Origin of the sequence: Lewinella sp. IMCC34191 (assembly GCF_003390935.1) — a bacterium.
Taxonomy (GTDB): domain Bacteria; phylum Bacteroidota; class Bacteroidia; order Chitinophagales; family Saprospiraceae; genus Neolewinella.
The window spans coordinates 85568-98467 of record NZ_QNQZ01000004.1 but is presented as its reverse complement, the minus strand read 5'-3'; the positions used below and the strand labels follow the sequence as shown (position 1 = coordinate 98467).

The following is a 12900-nucleotide window of genomic DNA, read 5'->3' as shown; positions in this document are numbered from 1 at the left end:
TAAAGATGAAGTAGAGGAGCAGGTAGGTTAGCGTTAACCAAAATCCCATCCTTACGTAATCGCGTTTCATGATATTTGCCTGTTCGGTCCGGTGTATTTTTTAGATACTTTTTCAACCCGAAAGCGACTACCCAGGTTCGTCCCGAAATCCATTGCTTAAGCATCGGCCGCCCGGTAACGAAGTGCACGATATAGGAAGTCCGCGCCTTACCTTTGTCCCATGGCATCCCGAACATCCAAATACATCTGTATCCATGGTCACTTCTACCAACCTCCCCGGGAGAATGCGTGGCTGGAAACCATCGAGATCCAGGATAGCGCCGCCCCCTTCCACGACTGGAACGAGCGCATCAACGAAGAGTGTTACGCTCCGAATGCTACGGCACGTGTCTTGAATGATCAGCAGCAGATCCAGGAGATATCGAATAATTACGCGCGGATCAGCTGGAATATGGGGCCCACCTTGCTGTCCTGGCTGGAAGAACACGACCCGGCTACTTACCGCAGGGTGCTGGACGCCGATGCCGCCAGCCAGAAGATGTTTAGCGGCCACGGTTCCGCGGTAGCCCAGAGCTATAATCACATCATCATGCCGCTGGCTAACGCCCGAGATCAGCAAACGCAGATCAAATGGGGCATCGCGGACTTCCGGCACCGCTTCGGTCGTGACCCGGAGGGGATGTGGCTGGCCGAGACCGCGGCGAGCACCGATGTACTGGAAGCGCTGGTAGACAGTGGTATCAAATACACGATTCTCGCTCCCCGTCAGTGTAAATCGGTACGGGCCTCCGAGAATGACAATTGGACGGAGGTGCATGGCGGCGTCGATCCACGTCGCGGCTATACTTGTAATTTGCCCAGTGGCCGAAGCATTGCCCTGTTCTTCTACGACGGAAATGTAGCCAAGGCCGTCGCTTTCGAAGGATTACTTAACGACGGGAAATTCCTGGCGGACAAGCTCATGAACAGTCTCGACAGTAACGATGAGGTCCAACTGGCGCATATCGCTACCGACGGCGAAAGCTACGGGCATCACCATGCAAAGGGCGAAATGGCCATGGCAGCCTGCCTCGACGCGGTTGATGCCAACCCCGATTTCCGGCTGACGAATTACGGTGAGTTTCTGGAGATCCACCCGCCGGTCTGGGAAGCCCGGATTCACGAAAACAGTTCTTGGTCGTGCGTACACGGCGTCGAACGTTGGCGGAGTGATTGTGGCTGCGAAACCGGTGGCGGTCCCGGCTGGCACCAGCGATGGCGCGCCCCTCTCCGCGCCGCCCTGGACGATATACGCGATCGCCTGATCGGGGTTTTCGAGCGCGAAGCGGGTAAGCTCTTCACTGATTGCTGGGCAACGCGCAACGACTATATCCACTTGGTACTCGACCGGGCGCCTGGCCGGGCCGAGGCCTTCCTCAGTCAGTGGTCAATCGTGAGAACGATCACCCCGGAAGCCAAGATCCGGATGTTGCGGTTGCTGGAGATGCAGCGTCACGCTATGCTGATGTATACCAGCTGCGCCTGGTTCTTCAACGAGGTTAGCGGCATCGAAACCCTGCAGGTGCTCCAGTACGCCAACCGTGCCCTCCACCTTTGTGAGGTCCTGACCGGCCAGAACCACCACCCCGATTTCGTCAAACGACTCGAGGAGATCGAGAGCAACGTATTTCCCAATGCGGCGATCCCTTACCGCGAGTCGGTTGTACCCGCCCGGGTCGGCTTGCTCCGGGTCGGCATGCACTTCGCCGCGGCCAGTGTATTCGAAGAGCGCCCGGCGGAACTTCGGCTATTCAACTACCGCAGCCAGATTCACGACCTCAAACAGCTTCGGGCCGGTGTTTTCCGACTCAGTCTCGGACGGATGACGATCCAGTCAAGCATCACCAATAGTTACTCTAAGTTCAGTTTTGCCGTCCTCTACCTGGGGCAGCAAACCCTGATCGGTGAGATTTGCCAGGATATGAAGAAGGCGGACTACCACGCCCTGGTCTCCGACCTGGAACAGCAATTTCGCGTCGGCCACGTGTCGGAGGTCATTAACCTGATGAAAGCTAACTTTTCCGGGGAAAGCTTCTCCCTCTGGCACCTCTTCCGGGACGAGAAGCGGAAAATCCTCTTGGAAATGACCGATCGCACGTTGCAGATCGCGTCCAAGAGTTTTTCCGACGTGTACTACACCAACTACCAGTTGATGAGCACCATGCGGGTGAATGACCTGCCCCTGCCGGATAGCTACCTGGCGGCCATCAACTTCACCATGCACCGCCGGCTGCTGGATCTGCTTACCGGACCGCTTACGCCAGACTCCCCGCGGCTGCATCGCATCGTTACCGAATTTATTCATTGGAACCATGACTGGAAGGATACCGCCCGCCTGCACAATGCGGCCGAGCAGTACGTTCACGGTCTTGTCACCCGCGCCTTCACCGATCCGGATTCGTGGTCGTGGACGCTGGAGGTCGTTACTTCGCTGCACAGGCTGCAACTGACCCCTAACTACTACCGTGCACAGACCATCTTCCTGGATGAATGGTCCGACGCTTACGCTTCCTCCCTGACGGAGGACCAACTTCAGGCCGGCCTGGAGGTGGCCCGCGAGCTCGAACTGGTGCTGGGCTTTACCCGCCGGAAATCACCGGAGGCCGAGGTGGTGACCCTTTCCTAATATTGATGCCCGGACCGACCAGGCCGGGCGAACGTACCTACTATGCTACCCCTAACCAATAACCTCGTGTTCTTCGATTTGGAAGCCACGGGGCTCAACGTCATCACGGACCGGATCGTCCAGATCGCCATGATCAGGCTTCACGCCGACGGCACGGAGCCGGAAGAACTCGAGATGAAGATAAACCCCACCGTTCCGGTCAGCGCCGAAGCGGCGGCGATCCACGGACTCACCAACGAGATGCTACGGGGGGAACCCAAATTTACCGACGTGGCTGAGAAGCTTTTCGCTTTCATCGGGGATGCCGATCTCGCCGGCTACAACTCCAACCGCTACGATGTACCCTTGCTGCAGGAAGAGTTTTTCCGCGCGGGCCTCTACCTCGACACGGCCAGTCGGAGACTGATCGATGCCCAGCAGATCTTTTACCAAATGGAACCCCGGACCCTCAGCGCCGCGCTGAAGTTTTACGCGGGCAAGGAGATGACGAATGCCCATGACGCGCTGGCCGATGTGCGCGCAACGGTAGATGTGTTTAAGGGGCAACTAAAGTATTACGCCGACGCAAGTTTCACCAAAGAGGATGGTACGGTAACCAAGCCCTTCACGGATATGGATGCCGTCGCGGAGTTCTGCCGGGACGACCGCTTCCTAGATGCCACCCGTCGCCTGAAGAAGGGCCCGGACGGGCAGCCGGTCTTTAACTTCGGCAAACACGCCGGTCGCCCGGTGGCTGAAGTTTTCGATCGGGAGCCGAGTTATTTAAAGTGGATTCTGGATAAAGACTTCAGCACGGAGGTGAAAGCCCTCGTTCGCGCCATTGACGAGCAGCGCAGAAAAGGCTAGTTCTCTTTATCGTAGCCGGATCCGTGACCGTAACCGCCTTTGCTCTGATCCACGTGCTTCAGATCGTCGTCATCTTTCGAGACGTCCTTCTTAGGCGTGGCCTTGGGCTTCTTATCCTTATCGTCCGCGAGTACCGGGCTCTGCGTTTTGGAGTCAAAAAAACGATAACGGGTAGGCTTGTGGTTGAATCGCATGGTCGAGGGTTTTGCGTGTATCCTCTTAACCTGAATTCCAGAAAGCAAGTTCGACTTTATTACGATAGGTATTATGACGGTAGGGACGTAGTGCGGTAGTCGGCCGGTACTACTCCGCAGGCGAAGCCGGCGACTACCGTACTACAAAGCTGGCGAAACCAGCAACTACCGTACTAATCGTGGGCCCAGTAGGATTTGAACCTACGACCAACGGATTATGAGTCCGCTGCTCTAACCACTGAGCTATGGGCCCGAAGCGGCGCAAAGATAATCGGCTATCCGTAGAGCTCCAAAATTACCTGCTCTTCCGAGTAACCCATTTTGAGCAGGCGTTCCCGTGCCTCATCGACCATCTGGCTCCATCCGCATAGGTAGAAGCGAATGTCGTCGCGTACTTCACGGTAGCTGCGCTCGTATATCGGGTGAACGTAGCCTTTGCTGATGTCGAAGGTGGTGTCCTCATCGGGGAGCTGGCGACTGAGCGCCACGCTGTAGGTGAAATGCGGGAATTCCTCCGCGAGGCGCTCGAAGTCGTCCCGGTAGAGCAGGTCATCGGGTGTGCGGGATCCGTAGATCAGGTGAAAATGGCGCGTTTCGTGCGGGAGTCGCTGCAGCAACATCGAACGGAAGGGGGCTACGCCGGTGCCGGTACAGATCATGACCACGTCGTAGTCCAACGGCCGATCGGGGAGGGTAAAAACGCCGCCGGGTTCTTTGGTCAGTACGCGTGTACCCGGCTCGGCTTCTTCGAAGAGGTAAGTCGTCCCTTTTCCGCCTGGAAGGTTGACGATGCATAATTCGGCTTCGTTGGATTCACCGGGTGCGGAAGCAATCGAATAACTCCGCCAACGCTCCCGCCGCCGCTCGCTGATCGGTAGGTCGAGGGTCAAAAATTGGCCGGGGCGAAATTCCAGTTTTTCCCGATCGGGTAGGGCCACCCAGAAACTGCGAACCGTCGGGGTCCGTTGCTCGATGCGGTTGATGACGGCTTCCTTCCATTTACTCATAATAGCATATCGTTGTAGGCTATAACCGTTGGGTACCCCCGCTCGTTGAAATAATCGCGCACCCAGGTAGCCGGCCGTTCACTAAGCACCCATACGAAGTCACCGCCCCAGGCCCCGAGGCTTTTTACCGTCCCGTCAAAATCGGCAAACAACAAATCCTTTACCGGGCTCAGGCCCAGTGTTTCTCCGATCAACTGCTCGTGTTCTTCCAATAAGCTTGCGGCGGCGCGCAGGTCAGATGTCTTGTCCAGAAGAGCTTTGCTAATCCCGGAGATTCGATCTTTGGCTCCCGCGGCGGCGGCTGCTTCCCGGTACTTCGCGATTCCTTCCCGGCTGTTCTGTTTTTTATTGCGGTGGACGAAGCAACTGCTAGCGGCCCAGTCGGGGCGAAAATGGACGGGCTTGATGATGGGGTCGCTATCGCGACGCTGGTACATAATCGGCCCGTCGACACCGGCACAGGCTACGTCGTAGCCACTGCCGTTGAAGGAAAGCCTGAGTAGATCGTAGGCGTTAATTTCCAGGAATCGGGCCAGGAACCACACAAGCGTGGAACTACTTCCCAGGCCCCAATCCGTGGGGAATTCGAGCTCCGTATCCACCTCCTGCCCCAACAATTGTACGGTACAACGGGGGCGGAGCTGTTCGGCGGCGTAAAAGAGTTGTTGCAGCCGGGAGCGGATCGGATCGTCGGAGAGGTGGGTATGACTCCAGTCTTCGCTGGTGAAGGAAAAGGTGCTGGCTTGGGATTGCCCGGGTACGTGCATCCGCCATATCAGATCGTAGCGGCTATCCTGGAGCATGGGGCGTACCCGAAAGCGTTGTCCCTGCCGGGTCGGAGCCGCCAGGGCGGTTGCTCCGTCGAGAACGAAGTACTCGCCAGTTAGGAGCAATTTGCCGTGCCCGTAAAATTCTTTGGTTTCCTGCATGGCTACATGATAAAAGGCCACCCCGTTCTGGGAACGGAGTGGCCTTTAAAAGGTGAACGGGAAGGACTCGAATTACTAATCCTCGTCCTCGTCGTTGTTAAGCTGTTCGCGCAGTTGCTCGAAGGCGCTGAGGTCACCCAGGGTGGAACGCTCATTGCTGGCGTTCGTCTGTTTGACGGCCTTACGGGTGTACTGCTGCTCCTCGCGGCGCTCGCGGACAACGGTGTCCTTTGCTTCGCGACGGATGTCGTTGACGTAGCGGCTGTGGCTGACCATGAGCTTCTTCTGATCGCGGTCGAACTCGATGACTTTCACCGTCAGGGTCTCATCAACCTCGGCGATGCTGCCATCTTCCTTCCGCATGAGCTTGATTGGAGCGTAGGCTTCCAGGCCGTAGGGCATCTGTACGATCGCACCGCGGTCGTCCTTGCGGAGAACGGTCGCCTCGTGGTAGCTGCCTTCGGGGAATACCGACTCGAAGCTGTCCCAGGGGTTTTCTTCGAGCTGCTTGTGTCCGAGGGACATCTTGCGGTTGTGGTCGTCCACTTCCAGTACGGTGACGTCGATGTCGTCGCCTACTTTGGTGAATTCGCTTGGGTGGCCGAAGCGCTTGGTCCAGCTGAGGTCGCTGATGTGGATCATACCACCGATGCCGTCGTTAAGCTCGACGAATACACCGTAGGGGGTAAGGTTCTTGACCTTACCGGTGTGCTTCGAACCGACGCCGAAGTTCTGGTAGATGTTATCCCAGGGATCCTGCTGCAGTTGCTTGATCGAGAGCGACATCTTGCGATCGTCGCGGTCGATGGTAACCACCTTGGCGTTGCGGGTTTCACCCACGGTGAAGTATTCGCGGGCGTTGATGGGCTGGTTGCTCCAGCTTACTTCGCTAACGTGTACCAGACCTTCTACGCCTGGCATGATCTCGAGGAAAGCACCGTAGTCTTCGATGTTGACTACGCGGCCTTCGACGGTGCTGCCTTCGGTGACGTTGTCGTCCAGAACCTCCCAGGGGTGGGGCTGGAGTTGCTTGAGGCCGAGGCTGATCCGCTTCTTGTTCTCGTCAAAGTCGAGTACCGCCACGTTGACTTTCTGGTTAAGTTCCAGAACGTCGCTCGGGTGGTTGATGCGTCCCCAGCTGATGTCGGTGATGTAAAGAAGTCCGTCGACGCCACCCAGATCGAGGAAGGCCCCGAAGTCGGTGATGTTCTTGACGATACCTTCCAGTACCTGACCGCGCTCAAGGCTAGCGATGATGGCTTCGCGCTGCTCGGCCAGATCGCTCTCGATGAGGGCTTTGTGGGAAACGACGGCGTTCTTGATCGTCTCGTTGATCTTGACAACCTTGAACTCCATGGTCTTACCGACGTAGGCATCGTAGTCGACGATTGGCTTGATGTCGATCTGCGAACCGGGAAGGAAGGTTTCCAGGCCACCGCAGTCGGCGATGAGGCCACCCTTGGTTTTGCTGATCACCTTACCGTTGATGACGGTACCGTTGGTGTAGGAATCGCGGATGCGGTCCCAGGCACGCAACAGCTTGGCCTTGCGGCGGCTGAGTACGAGCTGACCCTTTTCGTCTTCCTGCTGCTCGACGTAGACTTCTACGGTGGAGCCGACTTCTACGTCCTGATCGCGGAATTCGCTCAGGGGCAGCAGACCGTCGCTCTTGTAGTTAAGGTCGAGGATAACGTCACCGTCGATAATGGCCGACACCTTGGCCGACATGATCTCGGCTTCCTGGATGTTGGTCATCGAGGCTTCGTACTCCTTCTCCATGGCTTCGCGCTCGGAATCGGAATAGCGGTTGTCGATCTTGGCGATAGCGTCCCAGGCGAAAGCATCGTGGGCGGCACCGGTGGCACCACTCTGATCGGCTTCGTCGATCTCAACGGCTTCCTCCTTCACCTCTTCGGTGAGGGCTACGGACACGCGGGTGCTCTCCTTGCGGATCACCTTGGCGCCCTTGCTGTCGGTTTCGTCGTCGTCATCGTCGTCCTCTTCCAGGCTTTCCTCCGCGTCGTCGTTAGCTTCGGCTACGTCGTCATCGGTAGCTTTACGACCGGGCTTAATCTTGGATTGCTCCGCCGTGATGTCGGGCGTTACTTCCTCCTCGGTGGGAGTCGCTTGATCTTCGATGGATTGTTGGGCCTCCGGCGTAATGGAATCGGTGGAGGTCTCTTCTGTGGTCCCGTCTTGCGGGTCCTTATCATCGTCTACTTGCATGACGTGATAGGTTTAAAAGGTTTAAAAACTAGGCCAGCTTTCGGAGTGACCGTTCTCCGCCCCCGGCCGGGTATGGCTAAGGGAGCGCAAAGATACGGAAAAGATGCGAAAGCATAGCGTGTAAATTCACCTATATTTCATGGTTGCGGGCTTGCTACAGCTTAATAAAGGTGCGAACCGACTGCCGGCTGCCCTCGACGAATTGGATGCGATATATTCCGGCAGGAAACAACGCGACATCCAGCTCCGATACGAGCGTAGCTGACTGTTTATCCAATCGGGAAGTCAGCATGTTTTTGCCGGTGGAATCGTAAATTCTGACGATGGTATTACCCCGGTAAGCACTTTGCAGGGTGTAGGAAAGCCGGCCGACTACCGGGTTAGGATAAATCTCGCTGTACACCATTGCCGCCGGTGCCGGTGTAAGCTCGATGGGTCGAAGATCACGGTTGAGAATAGGGGAACAGGGTTCCGCGAAAGGGCCGAATGCCGTTATCGATCCACTATTTACCGCAGCGATCTTGTCAATCTGGATGCCTGGCTCCCGGTTCACTATTTCCAGTCGGAAAGAACTGCCGCCGAATGCGGGTACGCTTTCCCCGTCCAGGATAAGTTCCCGCCACTCGAAACCGTCCGTGAGCAGCGGCGTACCATCGGCTTCTTGTTCGAAGACTTTCCATCCGCCGGCGATACTCGCCCGGATCCAGAGCGAATTTTTCTCTTCACTTGGTGCGTTGATGCGTAAGTACATGCGATACGTACCGGTATTCCTCCTTAAAGAGGGGGTAAAGTACAGGGTTTCCGGTTCCCCCTCCTTTAGGGGCCTGCCAAAGTGGGGACCACCTGAATAGGTGATGTAGCTCTCTCCGGAGGCAAGGTCACTTACTTGGGGAACCCAATTCGTACTGTTTATCCCACCTATGCATTCCGCTTCGGTGGCCACTGCCCCGGAAGAGGCCCGGTTACAATTTTGACCGAGGTACGGCGAATATTCGACTAACTCGTCCGTACCGTTGAGGAAAATTTGGTCCAGTTGCGTACCGCTTTCGCGTACGGCAAACGTTACGGTGTTTGTTCCCGTCTTCACGCTGGTATACACCATGGGGAATCGATTCCACCGCCAGTCCTGGCCGGTTGCTATTGATGTCCAGGCTACCCACTCTCCGTCGTTGAACCGCACCCAGAAGGAGTTGGCATCTACCGTTGGCGCTTTGGTCCGGGCGTATAGATATATGGGGGTATACCTATTGTATGATGGCACGTCGAATTCGAATTCGATCTGGTCTAGCCACTCTTCCGTCGGGGGAGAATCCATTCTGTCACCTTTTGGCGTCGTCAAATAGCCCCCAAAGGCGGCCGCCGTATCCGCCCTCAGCTGCCACGCTTCCCCATAATCGGCACACTCCGCTTCCAGAAATAGCGGATTGAGCGTACTGACGTAAGAACAGCGCTCCGGTACCAATCCGATTCCGGCAACGAGCTCATTGCTGCCGCTCACGAATATCTTGTCCAGTTCCGTATTCGATTCGCGTCCGGCGAAATCTATGGTATTCAGACCATCCTGTAGGTATACGCCACCGCCGGGAAGCAAATTCCACGCGAATCCCTCCCCGCGGTTGATGCCCCGGTCCCAGGAATACCACTCGCCGCCGTTGATGCGTACGTAAAAGCTGTCATCCTTTCCGTTGGTAGAGCGAATACGCGCCTGCAAGAAATACGTACCGGCCTGAACGTCCTCCAGCGTGAAACGAGCGAATCCTGGCGGTGGATTCTGGTAGAAGTATCCTTTCGGCATATAGGCGTAGGTCAAATTCGATGCACTTGAATTGGATTGGATGGCCCAGGTGTCGGGTAGCATAGCACATTCTCCCTCTATCCAGTAATCGGGGAGGGCATTCGGGTCCGGACAGTTTAAGTCCACCAGCATTTGCCCCGGGCTGTAGGGGTCGGAATCCGCGGCCAGGTCGATCCGGGTGTCCGGACTAAGCACCAGGCGGTCTACCCCCAGGTTTGGGCTGCAATAGGCAAATTCCACTTCATTTGCTCCCTCTTCTAGGGTAAAGGAATTTGGATAGTTCGATTTCTCAGGATTTATAATATCCCACTTGTTCCATTGGCTACCGTTGATCCGCACCCAGATACACTGGTCATCGGATCGGGGACCCGGAAACGATCCAAACAAGTAGTAATTTCCAGCATCGTCCGCGGAGACGTTGGGTATTTGAAAACTCAGCCGGTTTTCCGGTAAGTCCGCTGGTGAGTTTTCGCGAGAGCTAGCCGAACCGCCCTGGGCATACGCCTCTCTGAAAGCAGTATAGTCTGATACGGATTTCCAGTAATCGCCCCGTGCGGCGCATTCCCCTTCCAGGCGGAATACGGAGCGATTGGAAGATGGAACGGGTGGAATAATGCGGAAGATGGCACTGTCCGCTCCCTCTGCCCCGCAATCGTCCAAGACTCGCACCCGAACGAGAATTTCTCCCGGCTCGTTGAGCGGCAATTCGGCCGGCCCTCCCAGCTCCGCTTCCGCACCGAAGGCCGGAGGGTCGTAGAAATAGGCTTCAACCACTCCGTCCGGGTCACTGGCGTAAGCATCGACACGAAAGAAGCTGCTTGGAAAACCTTCATCGGGAATAAGTTCCACGGTCGGGGGCAAATTGTCGGCACAGTTCGCTTGCAGTGAAGCAGGCGTTACTCGGTCGATGCTGCCAGGCGGTGTTAAAGCGGCCTCGGCTATCGGGACAAGAGCCCGCGCTTCGCGAGGATGTTGTTTAAGCTGACCGTTTAGGGTGGACGACAATGCCGTGCACAGCAATAAGGCGGCCATAGCCGTACGGTGGAAAGTGTTCATAGTGGGAGGTTTAGCGAAGTCGCACCCAAATTAGGCCCCACATATTATAATGCAAAACGCTACTACCTAAAAATAGAATTATGCCTGGCTCCTTTTTTGCAGATTAACATAGGGAGTCCCCAAATGACAAAACCGCATCCGGCAAAGCCGAACGCGGTTTTTGAAGAGGTTGGGAGCGGATTCGAACCGCCGTACAAGGTTTTGCAGACCTTTGCCTAGCCACTCGGCCACCCAACCAGGGGGCTGCAAAAGTAGGTGCGCGCAGCGGGCCCACCAAACTTTGTCAGCTGTTTTTGTCGTACGTGGGGGACAACGCCGGGAAGGTCGCTTATGTTTCCCGACTAGGGGAAGTGTTTCAACGGTAGCACGCCGCGACACCTAGCGGATCAGGTGAACCGCACCCGTAAGCTGTTGCGCGTACCTGCCTAGCGGCGTATACTGCAAGTTGTAAACGTAAGTCCCCATCGGTACGCCCCGGCCATCGATCGTCCCGTCCCAGCCGAGGTTCGGATCCTCCGATTCGAAAACCAATGCCCCCCACCGGTCGAACACCCGGAGATGATAGGCTTCCAGCCCCAGAATGGAATTAAAGAACGGACGGAACTCGCGGTTGACGTCCTGCACGGCACCGGGAGAGAACACATTAGGGAAATAGATTTCGACCTCCTCCACCACGCACTGAATATCGGACAGAAAGGCGTAGGTCGTATCCGCCCCGGGTGGCGTGTAATTCGCCCTTACCCGGTAGCAAAGCTGGCCCGGGCCGGGATCAGTATCGGTGTAGCTCAGGTTTGGAATCCCATCCAGCAGCTCCGTATTAGTCGAATCGTCGTTAATCCGGATAATCGTGTAATAAAGGTCTCCCGGAAGATCCTGCGGTGCCGTCCAGTTTAAAGTCGCTTCGCCATCGGCACCACTTTGTACGTCCAGCCAAACGGGGCTAGCATAATTGGTAGTGGCTATCCGACCACAGCTATCGGTGAGCACGAAGCGCAGGGAGTCACCCCGGGTTGCCGACACCCCGCCATCCGTAAGAAGTTCCCCGCCCGGAAACAGCGCCGCGCCGGGGCTAAAGAAAGCTGTATCGGCTGGCCCAGCCACTTCAAGCGCGACCGAATAGGCGTCTGCCTGTACGACATCATCCTGGTAACCAAACCGCAACTCGCCGTTGTCCTGGATCTCTACGCCGTACAGATCAAAATTGCGCACGGCCTGCTCCAGGAAAAACTGAAAGCACGCCGTATCGCTACGCTGGCGGATACTGTCACCGGCAAAACTCAACTCAACGGCAAAACAGATTTCCTCCCCGTCGTTTGTTTCGGGGTAGGTAAACAATGGGTCCGCGCCAGCAGCCATAATGGTTGAGTAGAGCGTCAGGGGTTCCCCGGGAGCCCCGGTGTATAGCCTCACCGTGTCGTTTGCGGTAAGAATACTGCCGTCAGGATTGGACATAAACGGGGTGGCAGGGCCGTCCAGGACGGGAAATAACTGCACATCTTGTATACATCCAGTTCCTCCCTCGGCTTGCAGGGAAAACACGGAGCGCGTTTCACTCAGCGGACTATCGTTGCCACAGGCGTCCAGCGCGACGACGCGGTAAGCTGCCGATCGCCGTAAACTATCGGCCAGGGGAAACCGGTAGCTGGTCACGTCACCCAGGGTGTCCAGGGGGACGGAGGTGCCCGTAGAGGCATCGACGATGACATACCGATTGACCTCCGGGGATGTGGACCGTTCCCAGTAGAGGATGACCTCGTCTTCCTCCGCACTGATAAACCTGATCACGGGTGTCGCTGGAATGAAGTTGTCCAGGGTATCGCTGCCCTGCACGCTTGATCCACAATCGTAGGTATACGTCAGATAGTAGAAAAGCTGCTCCCCCCCGGGATTGCTATCACTGTATTCCGTGAGGGTGGAATCCGCCAGGGAGACGAGTAGATTGTAGGGGCCGTTTTGGTCGATTGACCTGTAGATGTCGGTCGATACATATCCCCCACAGGCTGGCACATTGACATTGGACCACGTCAGGATTTCCTGACCGGCTTCCGATCGGGTACACAAAAAGTCGGGGGAAGGCACCTGGGCGTACAGGGTACAGGCCATGCCGGATAGAAGGAATAGGAGAAAGAAGCGCAAGGGCGGAATGTGTCAGTTCATAGTAGCCCGTAAACGCGCTATGTGG

At 56.5% G+C, this 12900-nt stretch carries 8 protein-coding genes and 2 tRNA genes; 2 read left to right on the top strand and 8 right to left on the bottom strand.

The window, feature by feature from the left end; translation table 11 throughout:
* Positions 1-220: 220 nt before the first annotated feature.
* Both DRW39_RS09600 and DRW39_RS09595 read left to right on the top strand, forming a co-directional pair.
* Positions 221-2665 (top strand): DUF3536 domain-containing protein, encoded by a 2445-nt coding sequence (locus DRW39_RS09600; RefSeq protein ID WP_116106824.1) that lies wholly within the window; start codon positions 221-223, stop codon positions 2663-2665.
* A 42-nt stretch (positions 2666-2707) separates the two neighbouring features.
* Positions 2708-3511 (top strand): 3'-5' exonuclease, encoded by an 804-nt coding sequence (locus DRW39_RS09595; RefSeq protein WP_116106823.1) that lies wholly within the window; start codon positions 2708-2710, stop codon positions 3509-3511.
* Here DRW39_RS09595 and DRW39_RS09590 read toward each other — a convergent pair.
* The 8 genes from DRW39_RS09590 to DRW39_RS09555 form a co-directional block, all read right to left on the bottom strand.
* Entirely contained in the window at positions 3508-3705 is a 198-nt protein-coding gene (locus DRW39_RS09590) for a hypothetical protein (RefSeq protein ID WP_116106822.1), read from the bottom strand. The genes DRW39_RS09595 and DRW39_RS09590 overlap by 4 nt on opposite strands.
* Positions 3706-3885: 180 nt before the next feature.
* Positions 3886-3958, bottom strand: a tRNA-Ile gene (locus DRW39_RS09585).
* A 22-nt stretch (positions 3959-3980) separates the two neighbouring features.
* Positions 3981-4712, bottom strand: coding sequence for a ferredoxin--NADP reductase (locus DRW39_RS09580; RefSeq protein ID WP_116106821.1), 732 nt, complete (start codon positions 4710-4712; stop codon positions 3981-3983).
* Positions 4709-5641, bottom strand: coding sequence for a GYDIA family GHMP kinase (locus DRW39_RS09575; RefSeq protein WP_116106820.1), 933 nt, complete (start codon positions 5639-5641; stop codon positions 4709-4711). Before DRW39_RS09575 ends, DRW39_RS09580 begins: the two co-directional genes overlap by 4 nt.
* 75 nt (positions 5642-5716) lie before the next feature.
* Entirely contained in the window at positions 5717-7867 is a 2151-nt protein-coding gene (rpsA, locus tag DRW39_RS09570) for a 30S ribosomal protein S1 (RefSeq protein WP_116106819.1), read from the bottom strand.
* 154 nt (positions 7868-8021) lie between these two features.
* On the bottom strand, positions 8022-10511 hold the full coding sequence (locus tag DRW39_RS09565) for a T9SS type A sorting domain-containing protein (RefSeq protein WP_157976029.1): 2490 nt from the start codon (positions 10509-10511) through the stop codon (positions 8022-8024).
* A 373-nt stretch (positions 10512-10884) separates the two neighbouring features.
* A tRNA-Cys gene (locus DRW39_RS09560) sits at positions 10885-10955 on the bottom strand.
* 141 nt (positions 10956-11096) lie between these two features.
* A complete protein-coding gene (locus tag DRW39_RS09555) occupies positions 11097-12854 on the bottom strand; it encodes a gliding motility-associated C-terminal domain-containing protein (RefSeq protein ID WP_116106817.1) in 1758 nt (585 codons plus the stop codon).
* Positions 12855-12900: the final 46 nt, after the last annotated feature.

Bases quoted from the DNA above. Each gene is read 5' to 3' on its own strand.
- DRW39_RS09600 (WP_116106824.1), top strand. From the start codon at position 221: ATGGCATCCCGAACATCCAAATACATCTGTATCCATGGTCACTTCTAC.
- DRW39_RS09595 (WP_116106823.1), top strand. From the start codon at position 2,708: ATGCTACCCCTAACCAATAACCTCGTGTTCTTCGATTTGGAAGCCACG.
- DRW39_RS09590 (WP_116106822.1), bottom strand. From the start codon at position 3,705: ATGCGATTCAACCACAAGCCTACCCGTTATCGTTTTTTTGACTCCAAA.
- DRW39_RS09580 (WP_116106821.1), bottom strand. From the start codon at position 4,712: ATGAGTAAATGGAAGGAAGCCGTCATCAACCGCATCGAGCAACGGACC.
- DRW39_RS09575 (WP_116106820.1), bottom strand. From the start codon at position 5,641: ATGCAGGAAACCAAAGAATTTTACGGGCACGGCAAATTGCTCCTAACT.
- rpsA (WP_116106819.1), bottom strand. From the start codon at position 7,867: ATGCAAGTAGACGATGATAAGGACCCGCAAGACGGGACCACAGAAGAG.